General features: G+C 62.0%; 16 protein-coding genes. 12 read left to right on the forward strand and 4 right to left on the reverse strand.

The genetic code is table 11. The annotated features are described in order from the left end of the window. Positions 1 to 123 precede the first annotated feature (123 nt). Positions 124 to 378, forward strand: a complete 255-nt coding sequence (locus tag ACT54B_RS04335) for a DUF2312 domain-containing protein (protein ID WP_476043071.1) — start codon at positions 124 to 126, stop codon at positions 376 to 378. A gap of 54 nt (positions 379 to 432) precedes the next feature. Here the strand turns inward: ACT54B_RS04335 and ACT54B_RS04340 are convergent, their stop codons facing one another. From ACT54B_RS04340 to ACT54B_RS04350, 3 genes are all read right to left on the reverse strand, one after another. After that, a complete protein-coding gene (locus ACT54B_RS04340) occupies positions 433 to 3,825 on the reverse strand; it encodes a class I SAM-dependent DNA methyltransferase (protein ID WP_476043073.1) in 3,393 nt (1,130 codons plus the stop codon). 215 nt (positions 3,826 to 4,040) lie between these two features. Beyond that, positions 4,041 to 5,873 carry a peptidoglycan L,D-endopeptidase MepK gene (locus tag ACT54B_RS04345; protein ID WP_476043075.1) on the reverse strand — a complete coding sequence of 611 codons (1,833 nt, stop codon included), beginning with the start codon at positions 5,871 to 5,873 and terminating at the stop codon, positions 4,041 to 4,043. Positions 5,874 to 6,156: 283 nt separating this feature from the next. Next, positions 6,157 to 7,668, reverse strand: coding sequence for a sigma-54-dependent transcriptional regulator (locus ACT54B_RS04350; protein ID WP_476043076.1), 1,512 nt, complete (start codon positions 7,666 to 7,668; stop codon positions 6,157 to 6,159). A gap of 241 nt (positions 7,669 to 7,909) precedes the next feature. Here ACT54B_RS04350 and ACT54B_RS04355 point away from each other — a divergent pair, with 241 nt between their 5' ends. The 10 genes from ACT54B_RS04355 to ACT54B_RS04400 all read left to right on the forward strand — a co-directional run bounded on the left by ACT54B_RS04355 (position 7,910) and on the right by ACT54B_RS04400 (position 19,119). Continuing rightward, a complete protein-coding gene (locus tag ACT54B_RS04355) occupies positions 7,910 to 9,751 on the forward strand; it encodes a M3 family oligoendopeptidase (protein ID WP_476043077.1) in 1,842 nt (613 codons plus the stop codon). Positions 9,752 to 9,848: 97 nt separating this feature from the next. Continuing rightward, positions 9,849 to 11,009, forward strand: coding sequence for an aminodeoxychorismate synthase component I (locus ACT54B_RS04360; protein ID WP_476043079.1), 1,161 nt, complete (start codon positions 9,849 to 9,851; stop codon positions 11,007 to 11,009). Further along, positions 11,006 to 11,635 carry an aminotransferase class IV family protein gene (locus tag ACT54B_RS04365; RefSeq protein ID WP_476043081.1) on the forward strand — a complete coding sequence of 210 codons (630 nt, stop codon included), beginning with the start codon at positions 11,006 to 11,008 and terminating at the stop codon, positions 11,633 to 11,635. The genes ACT54B_RS04360 and ACT54B_RS04365 overlap by 4 nt, the downstream gene beginning before the upstream one ends. A 15-nt stretch (positions 11,636 to 11,650) precedes the next feature. Beyond that, positions 11,651 to 11,935: a YciI family protein gene (locus tag ACT54B_RS04370; RefSeq protein ID WP_476043082.1), complete on the forward strand. Its 285-nt coding sequence runs from the start codon at positions 11,651 to 11,653 to the stop codon at positions 11,933 to 11,935. 220 nt (positions 11,936 to 12,155) lie between these two features. After that, entirely contained in the window at positions 12,156 to 13,607 is a 1,452-nt protein-coding gene (locus tag ACT54B_RS04375; RefSeq protein ID WP_476043083.1) for a homospermidine synthase, read from the forward strand. Between the two features lie 121 nt (positions 13,608 to 13,728). After that, positions 13,729 to 14,169 carry an outer membrane lipoprotein Omp10 gene (gene omp10 / locus ACT54B_RS04380; protein ID WP_476043085.1) on the forward strand — a complete coding sequence of 147 codons (441 nt, stop codon included), beginning with the start codon at positions 13,729 to 13,731 and terminating at the stop codon, positions 14,167 to 14,169. 266 nt (positions 14,170 to 14,435) lie between these two features. After that, entirely contained in the window at positions 14,436 to 16,316 is a 1,881-nt protein-coding gene (locus ACT54B_RS04385) for a 5'-nucleotidase C-terminal domain-containing protein (protein ID WP_476043086.1), read from the forward strand. Positions 16,317 to 16,453: 137 nt separating this feature from the next. Further along, positions 16,454 to 17,488, forward strand: coding sequence for a ferrochelatase (hemH, locus tag ACT54B_RS04390; protein ID WP_476043088.1), 1,035 nt, complete (start codon positions 16,454 to 16,456; stop codon positions 17,486 to 17,488). A 109-nt stretch (positions 17,489 to 17,597) separates the two neighbouring features. Beyond that, a complete protein-coding gene (locus ACT54B_RS04395) occupies positions 17,598 to 18,659 on the forward strand; it encodes an SPFH domain-containing protein (RefSeq protein WP_476043089.1) in 1,062 nt (353 codons plus the stop codon). 4 nt (positions 18,660 to 18,663) lie between these two features. Further along, positions 18,664 to 19,119 carry an NfeD family protein gene (locus tag ACT54B_RS04400; protein ID WP_476043090.1) on the forward strand — a complete coding sequence of 152 codons (456 nt, stop codon included), beginning with the start codon at positions 18,664 to 18,666 and terminating at the stop codon, positions 19,117 to 19,119. Positions 19,120 to 19,152: 33 nt separating this feature from the next. Here the strand turns inward: ACT54B_RS04400 and ACT54B_RS04405 are convergent, their stop codons facing one another. Next, positions 19,153 to 20,148 (reverse strand): KpsF/GutQ family sugar-phosphate isomerase, encoded by a 996-nt coding sequence (locus ACT54B_RS04405; RefSeq protein WP_476043092.1) that lies wholly within the window; start codon positions 20,146 to 20,148, stop codon positions 19,153 to 19,155. 246 nt (positions 20,149 to 20,394) lie between these two features. On the opposite strand from ACT54B_RS04405, the gene ACT54B_RS04410 reads away from it, so the two are divergent. After that, a complete protein-coding gene (locus ACT54B_RS04410; RefSeq protein ID WP_476043094.1) occupies positions 20,395 to 21,918 on the forward strand; it encodes an outer membrane beta-barrel protein in 1,524 nt (507 codons plus the stop codon). Positions 21,919 to 21,948: the final 30 nt, after the last annotated feature.

The following is a 21,948-nucleotide window of genomic DNA, read 5'->3' on the forward strand; positions in this document are numbered from 1 at the left end:
AAGCGCTCCGGAAGGGACTTGATTTTGCCGCAAGTTCTGGGCAGGTCAGCAGCCAATTCATTTCAACCCCGTCCAGCCCGCCGAATGGCGGGCGCCGACGGATGAGCCAAAGGGATTTGAGACATGGATGAGCAGAATACGGTCGAAAACGTCGCCGCCGCCGAGCTTCGCCAGTTCATCGAGCGCATCGAGCGCCTCGAAGAGGAAAAGCAGACGATTGCCGACGATATCAAGGATGTCTACGGCGAAGCCAAGGGCCGTGGCTACGACACCAAGGCCATGAAGACCATCATCCGTCTGCGCAAGAAGGATGCCAACGAGCGCATGGAAGAAGAAACCATCCTCCAGACCTACATGGCCGCACTGGGCATGGAATAACGTCAAGGCCCGCCTCGAAAGAGGCGCGTTTTCCCTCCCCGCAAGGGGGAGGGCTCAGGCGGCGCGCCGGAACTGGTAGGTCCTGCCCGTTTCGGTGGAGATGATGCCCATGCGGTGCAGCGAGGCGAGCACCGCCGCGACGGAGCGCCGGGCCTTCTGGCCTTGCCGAAAACGGGCAGCAATGAGGGCGGCATCGAGCGCCTCCTGCGATGCCATGAGCTGGTAGAGCACCGCCGGTGTCTGATCCAGTTCGTTGACGGGGAAGGACGGTTTTGTGCCCGCCTTTGCCGAATCGGTCTCGCCCAGATCCGCTTCCAGCTGCTCGGCCTTTTCCCGGTCGGAGCCAAAGCGCGGAATCTGGTAATCCGGGCGAAGCCAGCGCACCACCCCGCGCTTTTCCTCCTTCGCCCGTTCCCGGTTGAGCGCCACGAGCCGGGCGAGAACCTCCTCCTCGGGAAGATCCGCAGGCCATCCATAGGCCTCCGCCACGGCAACATCCAGACGGTCGTGCAATTCCTTCAGGATCAGAACCAGCCCGTCATCGAAGATGCGCCGCTCCTTCGGATCGAGATCGCCGGACCTTGCCCCGGCCCGCAACCGCTCCAGAACATTGTAAAGGCCGGTCAGCGTCAGATGTGTGTGCGCGGCAAGCACCCGCTTGCGATGGGCATCCAGCTCCTCGGCGATGGCGGCAATGGTGGCTTTCTGTTGCTCGGCGGCGGCGGGGAATGGGAAGGGATCGAAACAGCGGGATTTGGAGTACCGAGGATCATTGCCAACACCAAGCCAGCCGCCTGCGCGGAGCGCCCAAGCCGCATGAAAACGCGAAGACAAAACGCCAAGAGAAACGCCGTCTCGCAAGCCGATGGCGACCAGCATGTTGTCCGGTAAGATCGACGCGTCAAGAAACTGGAAAACGCGATGTTTGGCAGTTTCGACGGTAACAATTATCCTTTCTAAGGACTTTGAAAAGCTTCTGAACGTCTCATGGGTCGCACCAAACCAATGCCAGTTATCCCGCCTGAATTGCATGTTGTTTCTGTCGCGCTCTGGCTTCACGTTCAATAAGACATGCTGGTAGACTTCGGGATAAAGCATTCGAAGTTCGGTTTGGGATAGCGGGTAGGCGTCAATCACCAAGAAATTGCGCGACCTAGCCATCAAATCGCGACCATTGCGATAATTCCGGATATGTTTTTCCAAACTAGGATACTTACCCAAGCCTAACTCAGATCCTTTTGATTGACTTACTAAGAACCCCGCACCGTGCAGCTTCACACCGGGTGAACAGATACCCGAATTTGACTTGAGTTCGGCTGCACCAGTCACATCCACCCCAACCGTCAAATCCGAATTTACCTTACCCCGTTTCTCGGCGAACTGTATGACCGGACTGTCTGTCTCCAGCCCCTCTTCGCCGATCACCTCCAGAAGTACGCCGTCTTTCTTCCCCGCCTCCGCCACCGTGATGGCGATGCGCACGGCGGCGCTGTCGCGGGTGACCTTGGTCCACGGGTGATCGGCGATGGCCATGAGAAGCGAAAGCGGCTTCTTCGCATTGAGATAGGGCTCCATGACCCGACGCTGGAAAACCTGGCTGATGGAATTGGTGGTGACGAAGCCGAAGCGCTTCAGCCGGCTCTTCGGCTCCAGCAGGATTTCTGCCGAGCGATCCCACCAGTACATGACGAAATCGGCGCTGTCGTTCATGTGCCGGTGCGCCTTCCAGAGCGCCTCGGCATAGGCCGAGCCCATGCGGGCGCGGATATCCTTTCCCCCGACGAAAGGCGGATTGCCGACGATGTAATCCGCCTCCGGCCATACCGGCCTGCGAGGGTTCGGGCAGATCTCCCTGCCCGCTTCCACCTTCGGAACCGGGTAGCCATCCCACAGCAGCACCGCATCCATGCACTGGATATTGTGAAAGGCCTTCAGGATGGGCTCCGATGGGGCAACGCCGCGATTGCGGAAATGCCATTGCAGATGGCCGATCCAGAGCACCAGTTCGGCAATGGCCGCCGCACGCGGATTGATCTCCATGCCGAGAAACTGGTGCGGATCGACCGTATGGCTTTCGAGCGAGAGCGCTTCCTGCCCGCCGAGATCGTTGATCGCCTCCAGCACCTCGCCTTCCAGCCGCTTCATCAGCTCGAGAGAAACATAGAGGAAATTGCCCGTGCCGCAGGCCGGGTCGAGCACCCGGATTTCGCAGAGCCTGTCATGAAAGGCCTGCACGGTGCGGATGGCCGCTTCGGCCTTCCCTTCGGATTTCAGACGGTCGGCCGTTGAACGGGCAACATCCCATTCGGCGCGCAGCGGATCGATGACGGTTGCGATCACCAGCCGCTCCACATAGGCGCGCGGCGTGTAATGCGCGCCGAGCTTGCGCCGGTCTCCGGGATCGAGCGCCTGCTCCAGGAAGGTGCCGAAAATGGCCGGCTCCACATCCTTCCAGTCATAGGCGGCTGCGGCGGCAAGCTCGCCGATTTCCTCCCCGGCCAACGGCAGCGCGCGCCGATTCCTGAAGAATTCCCCATTGAACTTTTTGACGTTGGTCTGGATGGCGGCGGCGAATTTGCCTTCATCCATCGCCTTCCAGAGGTCCTCCATCATTCCGGGAAATATCGCGGGCTTTCCTGCGCACAGCGCGAGCAACTGGCTGAAGCTGTCCTTCGGCAGCAGTTCCACATCCTCGGCGAACATGGTGAAAAGCACGCGCATCAGAAACATCGCCACCTCTTCGGTGGGATGCCCCGCCTTTTCCAGCGCCTGGCTGACCTTGGCAATCCGGGCCGCGATATCACGGGTGACCTTTGCGGCGTGACGGGAAGGATCGAGCGACAGCGGGTCTGTCCATACCGCCACCAGCAACGCGCGAATATGCGGCTGACGCAGATCTTCCAGGTAGATACGGAACGACCGCCGGTCCGGGAACTGGTCATAGGCCTTGCCGTCGCGGCGAAAATTCGCGTAGACCTCGATGCAATGCCCGACATCGCAAACCAGTACGAATGGCGGCGGCTCATGCGAGGCCGGGAGAAGGCGCACGTAATTCTCCGCCTGCGTGCGCGCATTCATCATCAGCACGTCCCAAGACCGGTTGGCGCTCACCCGGCGTCCCCGTGGCGTGCTCTCGAGGCCCGACAACATCGGAGCAGCAGGGATCTTTTTATCTCCTGAAAGCCGGCTTTGCTTCGCCTCCAGAACGAAGCAATCGCGCTTGTAGAGATCGATCCGCTTCAACGACGCTGCGCCGTCGCGACCCGCTTCTCTGACCACGCGCTCGAATGCGTAATCGTTCGTCTCGTGAGATGCGCTTGCCGCGTCGGGATGCGGCAGTCCGAGGACGTCACAGAGTTCCACTAGGAACATGCCGTAATTGGCTCGCTCCTGGCCTCCCTCCTGCCCCTGCCATCGACTGATGAATTGCTCGATATCCGCTACCATGTTCCGGCACCCCCGGGGCACAAGGTTAGCAAATAAGCGTCTGCAATCAATGGTTTTTTATTTTTTTATAATATACTATATTTTGCATAAACCAGTGTATGTGTGACCTTCCGGGAACAGGCCGCGAACCTCAAGCCTCGTCAGACTCGATGTCAAAAAACAAAAGGGCTGCAACGAACTCCGTTGCAGCCCTTTATCTGTTCCTGCGCCTGAAATCAGTTGAAACGGGCGGGATCGATGGTGGTGATCTTGGTCGTGAAGCCACCGGCAGCCGGGGCCTGCGCCTGTTCGCGCATGGCGAGGCTGACGAAGCGCGGTGCCTTGACCTGTTTGCTCTCGTCGCCGGAATGCGCGTTGTTGAGCGCCCACTTGGCCAGCATGTCGCCCGTCAGGGCCTTCTGGCTCTTGGCAGCCACAGCCGCATCCTTCGCCGTCGGGCGACCGGCCTTCACGGGCAGACCCTTTGCGATCGGCGCGTCAGCAGCCGGTTCGGCCGCGGCAACCGGCGGGTCGAAGCTGTCGCCGAAGTTGGCCGACTGGGCGTCGGGCTGGCCTTCGAGGGCCGCGACTTCCTCGCTGTCTTCGCCTTCATCGGTGCTGTAGGCCTCATCAGCGGTATCCGCTGCGGGCTGGGCCTCTTCAGCTGGCGCATCGGCCAGGGCCGCCACTTCGGGAACGGTGGCGATCGGGCCGCCCTTGGCGGCAACGGCGCCGTTTTCCAGCGCGGCAGCCGCATCCGGAGACAGAGCGGCCACTTCCTGCTCGTCGGCAGCCGCTTCTTCCGCACCCTCCGCCTTGGCAAGCAGAGCCTCCGCGCCAGCCGGACGGCTGACGGGAACGGGAACATCGGCAAGCTCCTGCGGCATCTCGTCGGGCGCAAGCGCGGCCGTTTCGACATCCGGCTGGGCATCGCCATTCTGCAGGCGCTTGCCGAGCAGGGTGGGCACCGGAATGTGATAGGCCTGAAGGTCCGGATAGCTTTCTTCACCCGTCGGCTGCGGCATGGAGGCGGCAGCCAGGGCTTCGGCGGCAGAATTCTGTGGCGGTTCGACCAGCGCTGCAGCAACGCCGCTGTTGCCGACCTGATCGTTGAAGGCCGGACGGCCAAGCGGGATCGGCGCATTGATGGCGGCCGACGGCGCTTCACCCGCAGCGGCGAGGATCGGCTGCGTTTCGGTGGGGTTGGTCAGCACTTCTTCCTTGCGGGGCGTCGGCGCAGCGGAGGCAACTGCCGTTTCGGCAGACGCAGTATCTTCACCCTCGTCCGCACCACCGCCGAACAGGAAGGCCAGCAGGCCCTTCTTCTTCGATCCGCCGGTATCCGCGATCTCGATATGGGTAGACCCGACGCGACGCTTGTAATCGGCCATGGCTTCCTGGTAGCCCGGCAGCGGCTTGCCATCGGCAGGCACGTGCAGCGTCCGTCCGTTCGGGAAGAGACGCACGAGTTCCTGACGGCTCATCCGCGGCCAGGCGCGCACATTGCCCACATCCATATGGACGAAGGGGGAACCGGACCTCGGATAGAAACCGACGCCACCGACCTGCATCTTCATGCCGATCTCGCGCAGCTTCGCCAGTTTTACATCGGGAATGAAGAAGTCCATGGCCTTGCCGAGCATGTGCTGGCTCTTCTCGGCCACGCCCTTGGAACGCGACCGCAGCATGGAATTGGTTTCGGGCGAGCGAAAGCCGCACACCACGTTGATATAGGTATTGGAGCCGCTCTTGCGGTAAACTTCCCAGATCAGATCGAAAAGGCGCGGGTCCATCTTCGTCGGCTGGTTGCGGCGCCAGTCGCGCAGGAAGCGATTGAGCTGCTGCAGTCCCTGCCGGTCATACACGCCATTCCGCTTGAAGGTGATGACAGCCTTTTCGCCCGTATGCACGAAATAGAGCTTGAGGCTGCGGGTTTCCGCCAGGGCATCGGCATGCGACGCCATGAGGAAGGGCGCGGACAAGGCTCCGAGAAGCATTCCCGTACCGATCATGCGTGCAACACGGCGCGTCAGCCGGGCCATCAGGCCCCGGTCATCGCCCGTCTGCATGCAGGATTTTTCGAAATCGCTATGCAACTCAATCCCCGTCCCACGCACTTGATTGCGCGTGCTGCTCCAGATCACCTGTAATTGCGGCCGCACAATGGCAAATTTGCCACAGTTAGACAACCTCTTCATACATAGTGAACATGTGACTAACAAGTTCTTTACAGATGGTGACAAAATATGCTTGCGCCACCGTTAACATCCGATCATGGCCGGATCGGGATGCGCAAGCAACAGGGACGTCAGGCCGGGTGGAGCAAACCCGACCCTGTCCGGAGGCGGAGTGTCAGGCGGCCGTCTGCAGCGGATCGTCGGGATTGATGCCGTAATCCTTGAGCTTTCTGTAAAGCGTGGACCGTCCGATGCCGAGCTTGCGCGCAACCTCGCTCATCTGCCCCCGATAGAATTTCAGCGCAAAGCGGATCAATTCCTCTTCCACTTCGGAAAGTTTTCTTACCTCGCCGGCCGGGCTGGTGCTGGCAATCGTGGCCGTTGTGGTCCGGGGCATGCGCGCTTCTGCCGCATCCGGTTCACGGGCGAAATCGACAGAGCGGGCCGGTCCCGTTTCCGCGAGCTCGAGACGGGGAGGCCCGGCGAGCGGCGCCAGATAGCCCGGCACCTGCGCCGCAATCTGTGGAAAATCAGCCTCCGTCAGCTCGTCGCCCTCGGCAAGCACGACGGCGCGGAACATGGCGTTTTCCAGCTGGCGAATATTGCCCGGCCAATCATAGGCCGTCAGAAGCGCCATGGCCGAGCCCGCTATCCCGAGCGGTCCGCGCCGCTTCTGCTCGGCCGCGAAGCGCTGCAGGAACACCCGCACCAGATGCGGAATATCCTCTTTGCGCCGACGCAGGGCCGGAATGGAAATCGGGAAGACATTCAGGCGGTAATAGAGATCCTCACGGAACCGACCGGCCTTCACCTCCTCGATCAGATCCTTGTTGGTCGCGGAAATCAGCCGCACATCCACCTTCTGCACCTTGCTGGCGCCGACGGTTTCGATCTCGCCCTGCTGCACGGCGCGCAACAGTTTAACCTGTACTTCGAGCGGCAGATCGCCGATTTCATCGAGGAAGAGCGTGCCGCCATCCGCATCCGCAAACTTGCCGCTGTGCCGTTCGGTGGCGCCGGTGAAGGCCCCTTTCTCGTGACCGAACAGAATACTTTCCACAAGATTCGGAGGAATCGCGCCGCAATTGACAGTCACGAAAGGCTTTCCGGCCCGGTCGCTGCCGGCCTGGATCGCGCGCGCGATCAATTCCTTGCCCACGCCTGATTCGCCTTCGAGCACCACGGGAATGTCCGACGTGGCCGCCCGTTGCGCCAGTTCCAGCACCCGCAGCATGGCCGGGCTTGCCGAAACAATATCCGAGAAGCCCACGGCGCCGCTCTTGCCGCGCCGTCCGGCTCTCGCCCGCGCTTCGCGCTGGTCAAGCTTCAGGGCATTTGCGATCGCGGTCGCGATTCGCTCCGGCGACACCGGCTTGACGACGAAGTCGAAGGCGCCGGCCCGCATGGCCTGCACGATCGTGTCGATGCCGCTCTGTCCGGTCTGCACGATGCACGGAATTTCGATCCCGAGGTCGCCGAGTGCCTCGAGAAACTGAAGTCCGTCCATTTCCGGCATGAGAAGATCGAGAACGACGACGCGGTATTCCACCGCGGCCGCCTTGAGAAATTCGAGACCGGCCCGGCCATTTTCGGCCAGATGCGCAATATGACCATGCCGCTCGATCGCACCCTTGAGAAGGCGGCGTTGGACCGGATCATCGTCCACGACAAGAATGTGTGCCGTCACGTCTGGTTCTCCAATTTATAGGCATGCTCAATCATCATTATTCTCTGCGACCTTGTCAGAGCGGCTTGAACATCTCGTTTTAGGAAAAGCTCGCATTTTAGACATCGGCCGCTTTTGGGCCGGGCCTTTAAGCTTCTTGCCCCTGCCCCGTCTTGCCGCGCAGCGGACGAAGCAATACATCTCTGGGCACTTCACGCGCGGCCCGATGCGGCCCGCGCGACCACCAACGAGGATGCCGTCGATGAACCATGCCCTCCCCCTCCGCTCTTCTGCGGATGCCGCCGCCCGCGATCCAGGCCTTGGCGATCTGCCGAGCTGGAAGCTCTCCGATCTCTACGCCTCGGGCAGCGATCCGGCCTTCAAGGCCGATCTCGAAAAGGCGGAAAGCCTCTCTAGGGCATTCGAGGCGCGCTGGAAGGGCAAACTGGCCGAAGCCGCCGGCAAGGATGGTGAAGACGGGCTCGGCGCTGCCATCGCCGACTATGAAGCGCTGGACGATCTGCTCGGCAAGATTTCTTCCTTTGCCGGCCTCACCTATTTCTCGGATACGACCAATCCTGCAAACGGCAAGCTTTACGGCGATGTTCAGGCGCGTCTGACGGCGCTGTCGACGCATCTCATCTTCTTTACGCTGGAGTTGAACCGCGTCGACGATGCGCTGATCGATGCGGCCATGGCCCGCGACGGCAAGACCGGCCACTACAAGCCCTGGATCGTGGATCTGCGGAAGGACAAGCCGTTCCAGCTCGATGACAAGCTCGAACAGCTTTTCATGGAGAAGGGCATGACAGGGGCCGCCGCCTTCAACCGCCTGTTCGACGAAACCATGGCAGCGCTGCGCTTCGAGATCGGCGGCGAGAAGGTGTCGCTGGAAGTGGCCCTGAACCAGCTTCAGGATCCGGATGGCGAGAAGCGCAAGGAAGCGGCACAAGCGCTAGCCGCCACCTTCCAGGAGAACATCCGCACCTTCACGCTGATCACCAACACGCTGGCGCAGGACAAGCAGATTTCCGACCGCTGGCGCGGCTTCGAGGACATTGCCGACAGCCGCCATCTGGCCAACCGCGTGGAGCGTGAAGTGGTTGATGCGCTGGCCGCTGCCGTCCGGCAAGCCTATCCGCGCCTGTCCCACCGCTACTATGCGATGAAGGCGAAGTGGCTCGGCATGGAGCAGATGAATTTCTGGGACCGCAATGCCCCGCTGCCGGAAACCGCCAATGAGACGATTTCCTGGACCGAAGCCAAGGACACCGTGCTTTCTGCCTATGGCGCTTTCGATCCGGAAATGGCCCGCATTGCCGGCCGCTTCTTCGAGGAAGGCTGGATCGACGCGCCGGTTCGCCCTGGCAAGGCGCCGGGCGCCTTCGCCCATCCGACCGTGCCCTCTGCCCACCCTTACGTGCTCGTCAACTATCTCGGCAAGCCGCGGGACGTGATGACACTCGCCCACGAACTCGGCCATGGCGTGCATCAGGTGCTGGCTGCCGGACAGGGCGCCCTGATGTGCCAGACACCGCTGACGCTCGCCGAAACCGCATCCGTCTTCGGCGAAATGCTGACCTTCCGCGCCCTGCTCGAAAAAACCACGGACAAGCGGCAGCGCAAGGCCATGCTGGCCCAGAAGGTGGAGGACATGATCAACACGGTCGTGCGCCAGATTGCCTTCTACGAATTCGAGCGGCGGCTCCACACGGCCCGCAAGGAAGGCGAGCTGACCTCGGAGGATATCGGCAATCTCTGGCTTTCCGTCCAGTCCGAAAGCCTCGGGCCTGCCATCCGCATATCGGAGGGCTACGGGACCTACTGGGCCTATATCCCCCACTTCATCCATTCGCCCTTCTATGTCTATGCCTATGCCTTCGGCGATTGCCTGGTAAACTCGCTCTATGCGGTCTACCAGAAGGCGGAAACGGGCTTCCAGGACAAGTATTTCGCGCTCCTCAAGGCCGGCGGCTCGCGCCATCATTCCGAACTCCTCGCGCCCTTCGGCCTCGATGCGACCGATCCGTCGTTCTGGAGCAAGGGCCTGTCGATGATTGAAGGGCTGATCGACGAGCTGGAAGCGCTTGATGGGACAGCCTGACGCACTTGCCCGAACGGGCGGCTGCGCCAGATGAGAGCCACTTTCTGACATCGGGGCAAGGCGGATGCCGCCTTGCCCGTGGGGCACATACCAGAACATGACCAACACCGACCCCTTTGTCCTCTTCAGGGACGACACGACAGGGCAGTGCACGATCTTTTCCGAGCCGGAAGAGGTGATTTCCGTGCGTTCGCGCGCGGATTTCCTTCCCGCACTTCAGCGCATGGAAGCGGCCCAGAAGGCTGGCAAGTGGCTTGCCGGCGCGCTTTCCTATGAAGCCGGCCACCTTTTCGAGAAAAAGCTCGAAGGCTTTGCCGTGGACGGGCGCGAGACGCCCTATCTGCAGTTCGGCGTCTTCGCCATGCCGTCCGAGGAAGGCCACCCCTTGTCGAAACCGGTGCAGCGCGTCGAAAACGAGCCGCTGCTCGACAGTCCGCGGGCCATCTGGGATTTCGACACCTACAGGACACGCTTCGACAAGCTGCATTGGCATCTGCGCCAGGGCGATGCCTATCAGTGCAATCTCACCATGCCGATCGAGGCCCGCTGGAAGGGGGACCCGCGCGCCGCCTTCTGGTCTCTGATCGACCGCCAGCCGGTGAAATATGGTGCGCTTGTCAATCTCGACGGGCCGGTCATCCTTTCCCGCTCGCCCGAACTCTTCTTCAAGGTCGACCGCGACGGCTGGATCGAGACACATCCGATGAAGGGAACCGCCAAGCGCGGGCGCGATGCGGTGGAGGATCAGGCGATCATCCAGGGCATGAAGGACGACATAAAGACCCAGGCCGAAAACCGCATGATCGTCGATCTGCTGCGCAACGATATCTCGCGGATCACCGAAGTCGGCACGCTCTCCGTGCCCAAGCTCTTCGATGTCGAGACCTACCCGACCGTCCACCAGATGGTGAGCCATGTCCGGGCGAAACTCCTGCCCGAGGTGACGCTCACCGACATCTTTGCGGCCCTCTTCCCCTGCGGCTCGATCACCGGCGCGCCGAAGATGAGCGCCATGTCCATCCTGCATGCGCTGGAGGCCGGCCCGCGCGATATCTATTGCGGCGCCATCGGCTTCATCGATCCGGCCGGCGCCATGCGCTTCTCGGTCGCGATCCGGACCATCAGCCTCTTCGACGACGGACGGGCGGTCTTCAATGTCGGCGGCGGCATCGTCTTCGACAGCGTGGCCGAGGCCGAATACGAGGAATGCCTGCTCAAGGCCCGCTTTGCCGTCGGCGACCAGCGGATCGAACGATGAGCGCGCTCTCGCTGATCGAGACACTGCGGTTCGAACCGGGTGTCGGCTTCCGCAATCTCGACCGCCATCGTGCCCGCATGGCGGGCTCTGCGCACGCATTGGGCCTCTCCTTCCGTGCGGAGGATTTCGAGGAGGTGCTGAACGCGGTTCCCGATGACGAGGGCCTGCGCCGGGTGCGGATCGAACTTCACCCGACGGGTCGCCTGACGCTGACCCATGCCGCCTTCGCACCGGTGTCCGAAGGCACGGTCTGGTTGGCGCGGATTGCGGCAGAAACGCATCTCTCCTCGGCCGATACCCTGTTGCGCCACAAGACAAGCCACCGCGGCCATTACGAGGCGGCCCGCGCCGAATTTCCCCTTGCCGAAGCCGACGAGGTGCTCCTCCTCAACGAGCGTGGCGAAATCTGCGAAGGCACGATCACCAGCCTGTTCCTGCCGGATGGAAAGGGCGGGTTTCTCACCCCCGCGCTCGCCTGCGGCCTGCTGGCCGGCGTGGAGCGCCAATCGCTGATCGACGCCGGCGTGGCACGGGAAGCCGTCCTCACGCCAGCCGATCTTGCCGGTCAGGACCTGTTCCTCGGCAATTCCCTGCGCGGCCTGATCCCGGCGCGCCTGTATCCCTGACCGAAAGGAACGCGCATGTTCATTCTCGACCTGACCTATGTCGCCCCGCTCGAAGCGGCGGATGCCGTTATGGGTCCGCATATGGACTGGGTGAACGAGGGCTATGCCCGCGGTCTTTTCCTGACCTCGGGACGCAAGAACCCGCGCACCGGCGGTGTCATTCTCGCAAAGGGGACGCGGGACGAAATCGAAGCCTATTGTGCCGCCGATCCCTTCACCATCCATGCCATAGCCGAATATCGCATCACCGAAATGGCCGTCACCCGCACGGCGGCGGGCCTCGACGCGCTAAAAGACTGAGATCTGCACAAAATCGTCACAGGCCTGCGCTACGACAGGTCCGGTGGCCTCTGGCGGCGGACATTCACCCTGACGAGCCTTGACGCGGCCCGATAAGGGCAATACTCCCTGCTGCCAGCACGGTTTACGGCCCCGGAAGGGCCGTTTCATCCGCATTGATCTCCGATGCCGGCGGCTTCCGGCGGATATTCGATCTAACATTCCCAGGAGTGCGCAAAAAATGGCAGAACAAAACCATCCGGTTCATGGAGAAATCACCGGCCCGATCGTGATGATCGGTTTCGGATCGATCGGTCGCGGAACGCTTCCGCTGATCGAGCGTCATTTCAAGTATGACAAGAGCCGGCTGGTGGTGATCGATCCGAAGATGCATCCGGGCGATGCCGAGATCTTCGAGAAGCATGGGGTTCGCCACATCCAGGAATATGTCACCAAGGACAACTACAAGTCCCTGCTGAAGCCGCTGCTCACCGAAGGCAAGGGCCAGGGCTTCTGCGTCAACCTGTCGGTCGATACCGGCTCGCTCGATCTGATGAAGCTCTGCCGCAAGCTCGACGTTCTCTATATCGATACGGTGGTCGAACCCTGGCTCGGCTTCTATTTCGACAGCGAAGCCGACAATGCCAGCCGCACCAACTATGCGCTGCGTGAAACCGTGCGCAAGGAAAAGGAAAAGAACCCGGGCGGCACCACGGCCGTATCCTGCTGCGGTGCAAACCCCGGCATGGTCTCCTGGTTCGTCAAGCAGGCGCTCGTCAACCTCGCCAAGGACATGAAGGTGAAGTTCGATGAGCCCTCGCAGGATGACCGCGAAGGCTGGGCCAAGCTGATGAAGAAGCTGGGCGTCAAGGGCGTTCACATTGCCGAGCGCGACACCCAGCGCGCCAAGAGCCCGAAGCCGCTCAACATCTTCTGGAACACCTGGTCCGTCGAAGGCTTCCTGTCCGAAGGCATGCAGCCGGCCGAACTCGGCTGGGGCACCCATGAAAAGTGGATGCCGAAGAATGCCAAGAAGCACAAGAAGGGCAGCAAGGCCGCCATCTATCTGGAGCAACCGGGCGCCAATACCCGCGTGCGCACCTGGTGCCCGACGCCGGGCGCGCAGTACGGCTTCCTGGTGACCCATAACGAATCCATCTCCATCGCGGATTACTTCACCGTCCGCGACAAGGATGGCGACGTGACCTTCCGCCCGACCTGCCATTACGCCTACCATCCGGCCAATGATGCCGTTCTGTCGCTGCACGAGATGTTCGGCAACGGCGGCAACCACCAGCCGGAGCTGCACGTGCTCAACGAAGACGAGCTGGTCGATGGCGTGGATGAACTGGGCGTCCTGCTCTACGGCCACGACAAGAACGCCTACTGGTACGGCTCGCGCCTGTCCCTGGAAGAAACCCGTCAGATCGCCCCCTACCAGAACGCAACGGGCCTGCAGGTCACCTCGGCCGTTCTCGCCGGCATGGTCTGGGCGCTGGAAAACCCGAAGGCCGGCATCGTCGAAGCCGACGAGATGGACTACCGCCGCTGCCTGGAAGTGCAGTCCCCTTATCTCGGCCCAGTCGAAGGCCACTATACGGACTGGACCCCGCTGAAGAACCGCAATGACTTCTTCCCCGAGGATCTGGACACGTCCGATCCCTGGCAGTTCCGGAATATCCTTGTCCGTTAAGCCACAGGGTGCGTGAAATCGGGGCCGGGAACGCATTCTTGCGTTGTCCCGGCCTTGTCATGCCGCCGGTGGCGGTCCATGTTTTTGCTATCGAATACACGCGAATCGCCGGAGACAGACCATGCATAGCCAAAGGGTTCTCGCACTTCTCGCCGCCGGAGCCTTGCTGTCCGCCTGCCAGACGTCGGAGCCGGCCCGTGAGCTGCCAGCCCCGGCCAAGGTACCGACGGTGGAAGGCGCCTGGCAAGACAAGAATGCCCTGGTCTCTACGTTCCAGGGCGGTCAGTTCGTCACGCGGACAACCGATGGCTACAATGCGGTGCTCGCAACCGGCACCTATACCGTCGATCCGTCCGGGCTCGTGCAGGTCTCCTTCATATCGGCCAAAACCAAGAAGTCCCAGCGAGCCAACTGCCAGCTGGCGACCGCAAGCCAGTTGAACTGCACCTCCGACAGCGGGGCGCAATTCTCTCTCTCCCGCCGTTCCGACATGCCGGTCGCTGCGGCTGCTCCGGTCCAGCCGGTCGGTGGGATCACCCCGCCAGCGGCCATGCCGAACTGATCGCACGCATCTTTTCCGAGAAAAGGCCTCCGCCGCGCATGCGCCGGGGGCCTTCTTTTTCGCACCCGATTGCGAAGCACGGCGTTTACCACCCCATCCGCCCCCTGCTCTTTTTGCTTGCAAGCCGCCCCCGCAGATGAAAGCATTTCCCTGTCTTCGCCGGTCCAGGGCCGCGAATGACGAGGGACAGGCCGCCGCCTGTCATGAAATCATGATGGTTTTCAGATTGATTTCCGGTCTTGATGACTAAGACAAGGAGAAGAGACATGTTTCGCCCCCTCCGTTCCGCGCTGCTGGCTAGCGCCTTCATCGGCTTCAGTTCCGGCTTTGCCTTTGCCGATTTCCAGCTCGACATTCTGCACATCAACGATTTCCACTCGCGCATCGAGCCGATCAACAAATATGATTCCACCTGTGGTGCGGAAGACGAGCAGAAGGGCGAGTGCTTCGGCGGTATTGCCCGTGTCAAGGCGGCCATCGATGCCCGCCGCTCTGAGCTCGCCGGCAAGAACGTGCTGGTCTTGGATGCCGGCGATCAGTTTCAGGGGTCGCTCTTCTACACGACCTACAAGAGCGCGCCGGTTGCCGAATTCATGAATGGCATCGGCTTTGACGCCATGGCGATCGGCAACCACGAATTCGATGACGGGCCGGAAGAGCTGGCCAAGTTCATCGCAGCCCTGAAATTTCCGATGATTTCGGCGAACACGCTGGCCGGCCTCAACACACCCATTGCCGGCAAGTACAAGCCCTATGTCATCAAGGAATTCGGCGCCGACAAGGTGGCTGTCGTCTCGGTGCTGGCCACGGATACGGATGAAACCTCTTCGCCGGGCAAGGACGTTCTCTTCGGTGACGAAATCTCGACGCTGAAGGAACAGGTCAAGGATCTCGAAGGCCAGGGAGTGAACAAGATCGTGCTGCTCTCGCACGTGGGCTACGAGCGGGACAAGCAGATCGCCGCCGCCGTCGACGGGATCGACGTGATCGTCGGTGGTCACAGCCATACCCTGCTTTCGAATACCGATGAGAAGGCCGCCGGTCCCTACCCGACGCTGGTGAAGAACCCGGCCGGGAAGGATGTTCCGATCGTCACCTCCTACGCCTATTCGAAATATCTGGGCGACCTCTCCGTAACCTTCGACGACCAGGGCACGGTCAAGGCCACGAGCGGCGCACCGAAGCTTCTCGACAAATCGGTGACGCCGGATGCGGGCTTTGCCACACGGGTTGCGGAGCTGGCAAAGCCGCTGGAGGAAATCCGCCAGAAGGAAGTCTCCGAGACGACCGAAGCGATCGATGGCGCGCGTGAGAATTGCCGGCAGAAGGAATGCTCCATGGGCAATCTCGTCGCCGATGCCATGCTCGACCGCGTCAAGGGTCAGGGCGTGACCATCGCCATTGCCAATGGCGGCGGTCTGCGCGCCTCGATCGATGCCGGCCCGGTGACGATGGGCGAAGTGCTGACGGTGCTGCCCTTCCAGAACACCATTGCCACTTTCGAACTGAAGGGCGCAGACATCAAGGCTGCCCTGGAAAATGGCGTGAGCCAGGTGGAAGAAGGCGGCGGACGCTTCCCGCAGGTCGCGGGAATGAAGTTCACCTTCGACCGCTCCAAACCGGCAGGCAGCCGCATCACCGAGGTGTCCGTCAAGGAAGGCGAAGGCTTCCAGCCGCTCGATCCGGAAAAGACCTATGGCGTGGTCTCCAACAATTATCTGCGCAGCGGCGGTGACGGATACGCGATCTTCGCCGAGAAGGGCATGAAGGCCTATGATTACGGCCCGAGCCTGGAAGACGCCGTTGCCGCCTACCTGACCGCAAACCGGCCTTACAAGCCTTATACGGATGGCCGGATCACCGGCGTGGGTGAGATGGCGGCAGCACCGGCGGAAGCCCCTGCCGCCCCCGCCGCACCGGCTGCTTCGACCGATACGGCGGTTGCGACCGCCCCTGCCCCGTCCGCTGCCGTCGCACCTTCGGCCGCTGGCAACCGGCATGTGGTCGAGAAGGGCGACACGCTCTGGGATCTCTCGAAGAAATATCTCGGCGCTGGTGCCGACTGGAAGAAGATCTCCGAGGCCAATGGCAATCCGAAGCCGCGTGCGCTGCCCGTCGGCAAGGAGCTGACCATTCCGGCGAAGTAATCCGGATAGACGCTTGAGACAAATTGACCGGCCCGGCTTTCCCGGGCCGGTTTTTCGTGAAAAGAGGGATGTTTCCAGACGTCGCCTGCCCTATATGGGCTGCGCCTGATTTACAGAATTCAAAAAGAGATCTCTCCATGGCCGCTGACACATCCCATTTCCCCGCCAATCATCCCCCGGTGAAGTTCGGCAAGGTGGGCGTTCTCCTCGTCAATCTCGGAACGCCCGACGGCACGGACTACACCTCCATGCGGCGCTACCTGAAGGAATTCCTGATGGATCGCCGCGTGATCGAATGGTCACGCCTCTTCTGGTATCCGATCCTGTTCGGCATCGTGCTGAACCGCCGCCCGCAGAAGGTGGGCAAGGCCTATGAGGAAATCTGGAACCACGATCTCAACGAAAGCTATCTGCGCACCTATACCCGCAGCCAGGGCGAAAAGCTGGCCGAAGCCTTCAAGGATCATCCGAATGTCGTGATCGACTGGGGCATGCGTTACGGGCAGCCGTCCATTCCCTCGCGCATCCACTGGCTGAAGGACCAGGGCTGCGAGAAGATCCTGCTCTTCCCGCTCTATCCGCAGTTTGCCGCCGCCACGACGGCAACCGTGAACGACAAGGCCTTCGAGACGCTGCTGAAGCTGCGCTGGCAGCCGGCGCTGCGCACCGTGCCGCCCTATCACGACGACCCGGTCTATATCGAGGCGCTCGCCAATTCGGTTCGCAACCACTATGCGACGCTGGACTGGGAGCCGGACCTCCTGATCACGTCCTTCCACGGCATTCCGCAATCCTACTTCCAGAAGGGTGATCCCTATCACTGCCAGTGCATGAAGACCGCGCGCCTGCTGCGCGAAAAGCTCGGTCTGCCGAAGGACAAGCTGATGGTCACCTTCCAGTCCCGCTTCGGGCCGGAGGAATGGCTGCAGCCCTATACCGACAAGACCGTGGAAAAGCTCGCTTCCGAAGGCGTGAAGAAGATCGCAATCATGAACCCCGGCTTCGTGTCCGACTGTCTGGAGACGCTTGAGGAAATTGCCGGCGAGGCAGGCGAGCTCTTCCTGCACAATGGCGGCGAGAAGTTCACGCATATTCCCTGTCTCAACGACAGCACAGACGGCATGTGGGTTCTGGAACATGTGGTCCGCCGCGAATTGGGCGGCTGGATCTGACGGGAAAAGCAAAGCGCGCGTCAGTCCCGTCTTGCAATTGGAGGAGTGACCCTCCAGTTGTAGTGTTGGCCGGACTGAATCGGCGGGTAACCTTCGGAGGGCAGAGGGAATGACGGGTTTCGATATTGTGGTGGTCGGGCTGGTTCTGCTGGTCATTCTCGTTCTGTTTGCCGGGGTGAAGACCGTTCCTCAGGGCTATCTCTACACGGTCGAGCGCTTCGGCCGCTATACCCGCACCCTCCAGCCGGGTCTGAACATCATCACCCCGTTCATCGAGACCATCGGCGCCAAGATGAATATCATGGAGCAGGTGCTCGACGTTCCCACCCAGGAAGTGATCACCAAGGACAATGCCTCGGTCGCCGCCGATGCGGTGGCCTTCTATCAGGTGCTGAACCCGGCCCAAGCCGCCTATCAGGTCTCCAACCTGCAAAACGCGATCCTCAACCTCACCATGACCAATATCCGGTCGGTCATGGGCTCGATGGATCTGGACGAACTTCTGTCGAACCGGGAAGTGATCAACGAGAAGCTGCTGCGCGTCGTCGACGATGCCGTCGGCCCCTGGGGGATCAAGGTCACCCGCGTCGAGATCAAGGATATCCGTCCGCCGGTCGATCTCGTGGATGCCATGGCCCGGCAGATGAAGGCCGAGCGCGAAAAGCGCGCCCAGGTGCTGGAGGCGGAGGGTTCCCGCAATGCGCAGATCCTGCGCGCGGAAGGCGCCAAGCAGGCTGCCATCCTCCAGGCCGAGGGCGAGCGCGAAGCCGCTTTCCGTGACGCAGAAGCCCGCGAACGCCTGGCCGAGGCGGAAGCCAAGGCGACCAGGATGGTGTCGGAAGCGATCGCGTCAGGCGATGTCCAGGCCATCAACTACTTCGTCGCTCAGAAATATACCGAGGCCCTGGCCTCGATCGGCCGGGCCAACAATGCCAAGATCGTGCTGATGCCGATGGAAGCCTCTTCCCTGATCGGCTCGCTCGGCGGCATCGGCGCCATCGCCAAGGATGTCTTCGGCGATCCGCCCCGCTCCGAGCCCGCACCGCGCCGCCCGGCACCCCGCAGCACGCCGGAAGTCCAGATGGCGGCCGCCACGCCACCCTCTCCGCGCGAGCAGCCGCCCGTCAATGTCTGGCCGGCCACCCCCGGACAGCAGCCGCCGGAGGCCTGAACCCATGCTGACGGCCTTTCTCGCAGAATTCGGTCCGTGGAGCTGGTGGGTATTGGGGCTTGTGCTGCTCGGTGCCGAACTCATCCTGCCCGGCGTGTTTCTGGTCTGGATCGGTCTGGCGGCCATTGCCATCGGCCTTCTGTCCCTTGGCCTGTGGCAAAGCACCTATTGGCCCTGGGAAGTGCAACTGATTGCTTTCGCCATCCTCTCTGTGGCTTTCGTACTGGCCGGACGGCGGTTCTATGCCGGTCCCGGCGGAAGTGACGAGCCGCTTCTCAACCAGCGCGGCGCCTCGCTTGTCGGCCGCGTTGCCACCCTTGGCGAGCCGGTCCGCGATGGCCGCGGGCGTTTGAAGATCGACGACACCTTTTGGCCCGTCCAGGGCGCGGACATGCCCGCAGGAACACGCGTCCGCGTGACGGCAGCCGATGGAGCCACATTGTCGGTGGAAGCAGCTTAGGTCAGGGGGCGGCGGCGAGCCGCCCTTTTCCTGTCAGGCGACCCCAACCCGCAGGAAGTCGTGGAAATGCACGATACCGGTGGGACGCCTCTCCTCATCGATCACGATGAGCGCCGTAATCCCCATTTCGTTCAGCATGGCGGCCGCGCTGGGGGCCAGCACGCTTGCGGTGATGGTCTTCGGCGTGCGCGTCATGATGTCGTCGACCAGCAGCTCCGAAAGGGGACGGGCCAGATTGCGGGCAAGATCGCCCTCGGTGACGATACCGCAGAGCCGGCCATCGGCATCGACGACACCGACACAGCCGAAGCGCTTCCGGGAGAGAACCATGACGGCTTCGGTCAGCGGCGTGCCGGCCGGGACCAGCGGAATGCGGTCGCCCTTGTGCATGATATCGCCCACGTGAGTAAGGCTCGCGCCCAGCTTTCCACCCGGGTGAAAGGTGCGGAAATCCTGGGCCGTAAAGCCCCGGCTTTCCAGAAGCGCAATCGCCAGCGCATCCCCCATGGCAAGCTGCATCATGGTCGATGTGGTGGGCGCAAGCCCGTGCGGGCAGGCTTCCTGCTCCTTCGGCAGCAGAAGAAGGATATCGCATTCCCGCGCCAGAGTGGAGGTCTCGCCGGAGGTCATCGCAATCAGGGGAATGCGGAAGCGCCGCGAATAGGCAATGATGCCCTTCAGCTCCGTGCTTTCGCCGCCCCAGGACATGGCGATGATCACATCGTCCCGCGTGATCATGCCGAGGTCGCCGTGATTGGCCTCGACAGGATGGACGAAGAAGGCCGGCGTGCCGGTGGAGGCAAAGGTGGCTGCCATTTTCGATCCGATATGGCCGCTCTTGCCGACGCCGGTGACGATCACGCGCCCGCTGATTCCGAAAATACGTTCGACCGCAGCGGCGAAGGGCGCCGCGAGCGGGCCGCTCAGGGCCTTCTCGAGTGAAAGAAGGCCGTTGCGTTCGGTCTCGATGGTTCTGAGCGCCGAGGCAATCGCATCGGCGGCGAGGGTGGGTGCAGCAATCTCGTTCATGGCAGGAGCGTTAGCGCTTTCCGGCCCGTCTGTCCAATTCCCAGAGCCCGAAAACCCCGCTTCGGGAGCGGTTTTTCGGGTTTGCCCGTCTCCGCCGACCGCACCTTCGTCCGTCCCGATTGCAGGACCTGCCCTCCCCTCTACGAAATGTCCGCTCAGACGGCAAGGCGTCGAGAAATAAACCAAGCATTAACCACGACACTTTAGAAATGGGTAACCATTCCAGTTTCCGGGTTCTGCACGTCGATGATCCTTTGCCGCCTTCCATCAGGCTTTCCGCGCCTCAAGTCCCGGTCGGGCTTGCTGGCCGGTGTTGCCGTGGCCGCGCTTTTGGCTCCATCCGTCCAGGCGCAGAGCCTCGATCCGTCCGCCTATCCGGCGAACGGCGCTGTAATGGCCACGCCTGATGATACGGCCGATCCCGGAATGTCCGACACCTCCGCCGCTCCCGCCGACGGAACGGTTCTCCAGCAGCCGGCCTTACGAACGCAGATTTCCGATGGCGAACCGGTCAATGCGCGAGCGACCAGGCTGTCCGTTTATGACAATAACGATCTTCCGGAAGAAGATCCCAATCTCGGCCGCGACAATCTCCGGGCGCAACCAATCGATGGGCTTCGGCCGGCACTGCGCTCCGACCAGGAGCAGACACCCGGGATAGGCCTTGGCACCTTTACCCTCCGCCCGACGCTGAACAATTCCCTTGCAAGCGAGACGACGAAATCGGCCGGCACGGACACGACACGCACCTACATGCAGACGGAGCTGAAAGGCACGCTCACCTCCGACTGGTCCAGACACCAGCTAACCGTGACGGGCGACGGCATTTTCCAGCGCAATCTTTCCGGGGAAGGCCAGACCAAACCTTCCGCTTCGGTGAATGCCGATCTGAGGCTCGATCTCTCCAGGGATACCATAGCCCATCTCACCGGCGGCTATTCGCTGACCCGTGAAAGCGCGACCGATCCGAATGCACTGCTCGATGCCGTGGACCAGTCCCGCGTCCAGACCTTGACCGGGGGCGCAACCATCGAACGGGATTTCGGGCTGCTGCGCGGTCTTGCGGCAGTCGATGTCAGTCGCACCACCTATTCCGATGCAACGCTGTCCGATGGGTCGACCGTTTCCTTGAGCGACCGGAACCGGAATGAGGGCAATCTCCGTGTCCGCGTCGGCTACGATCTGTCCCCGGCACTCATTCCTTTCCTGGAAGCGTCGGCGGGCCGCACCTTCTATGACGAGGCGGCCGATAGCGCGGGTTACGAGCGCAATTCCGAAACGCTCGGCGGAAAAGCCGGCGTGCAGGTGGATCTCGGCGAAAAGCTGAAGGGGGAGCTGGGGCTGGGATATCGCCACGTGACCTTTGCCGATGCCCGGCTTGCGGCCATCGATGCCGTGGTTCTCGATGCCTCCGCCAGCTGGTCGCCACGCCGCGGCACGGATATCACGCTGGGCCTGCTGACCGATGTGGAACCCTCCGTGGCAGCCGGGCAGTCGGGTTATGTATCCCGCGCGCTCACCCTGGCGCTGACCCAGCAGGTGCGGGACGATCTCGTGGCCAAGCTCTCTGCCGGCGCGAACTGGCGCGATTACCGGCCCGCCGGAACGGCAAGCAATGATGTGGTCACGACTTTGGGCGCGAGCATGGCCTACGGTCTGAACCGCTATCTCGATCTGACGGCCGATGTTTCCTGGGAGCGCACCCAGCCGGATGTGGGCTCGGAAACCGACGTGATGCGCGCCGGCGTCGGGCTTACCCTGAAGCGATAAAAAAAGCCGCCGCGGGCTGTCCGCAGCGGC

Source organism: Gellertiella sp. DMC107 (assembly GCF_056313605.1).

Bases quoted from the DNA above. Each gene is read 5' to 3' on its own strand.
- ACT54B_RS04335 (WP_476043071.1), top strand. From the start codon at position 124: ATGGATGAGCAGAATACGGTCGAAAACGTCGCCGCCGCCGAGCTTCGC.
- ACT54B_RS04340 (WP_476043073.1), bottom strand. From the start codon at position 3,825: ATGGTAGCGGATATCGAGCAATTCATCAGTCGATGGCAGGGGCAGGAG.
- ACT54B_RS04345 (WP_476043075.1), bottom strand. From the start codon at position 5,873: ATGCAGACGGGCGATGACCGGGGCCTGATGGCCCGGCTGACGCGCCGT.
- ACT54B_RS04355 (WP_476043077.1), top strand. From the start codon at position 7,910: ATGAACCATGCCCTCCCCCTCCGCTCTTCTGCGGATGCCGCCGCCCGC.
- ACT54B_RS04360 (WP_476043079.1), top strand. From the start codon at position 9,849: ATGACCAACACCGACCCCTTTGTCCTCTTCAGGGACGACACGACAGGG.
- ACT54B_RS04365 (WP_476043081.1), top strand. From the start codon at position 11,006: ATGAGCGCGCTCTCGCTGATCGAGACACTGCGGTTCGAACCGGGTGTC.
- ACT54B_RS04370 (WP_476043082.1), top strand. From the start codon at position 11,651: ATGTTCATTCTCGACCTGACCTATGTCGCCCCGCTCGAAGCGGCGGAT.
- ACT54B_RS04375 (WP_476043083.1), top strand. From the start codon at position 12,156: ATGGCAGAACAAAACCATCCGGTTCATGGAGAAATCACCGGCCCGATC.
- omp10 (WP_476043085.1), top strand. From the start codon at position 13,729: ATGCATAGCCAAAGGGTTCTCGCACTTCTCGCCGCCGGAGCCTTGCTG.
- ACT54B_RS04385 (WP_476043086.1), top strand. From the start codon at position 14,436: ATGTTTCGCCCCCTCCGTTCCGCGCTGCTGGCTAGCGCCTTCATCGGC.
- hemH (WP_476043088.1), top strand. From the start codon at position 16,454: ATGGCCGCTGACACATCCCATTTCCCCGCCAATCATCCCCCGGTGAAG.
- ACT54B_RS04395 (WP_476043089.1), top strand. From the start codon at position 17,598: ATGACGGGTTTCGATATTGTGGTGGTCGGGCTGGTTCTGCTGGTCATT.
- ACT54B_RS04400 (WP_476043090.1), top strand. From the start codon at position 18,664: ATGCTGACGGCCTTTCTCGCAGAATTCGGTCCGTGGAGCTGGTGGGTA.
- ACT54B_RS04405 (WP_476043092.1), bottom strand. From the start codon at position 20,148: ATGAACGAGATTGCTGCACCCACCCTCGCCGCCGATGCGATTGCCTCG.
- ACT54B_RS04410 (WP_476043094.1), top strand. From the start codon at position 20,395: ATGATCCTTTGCCGCCTTCCATCAGGCTTTCCGCGCCTCAAGTCCCGG.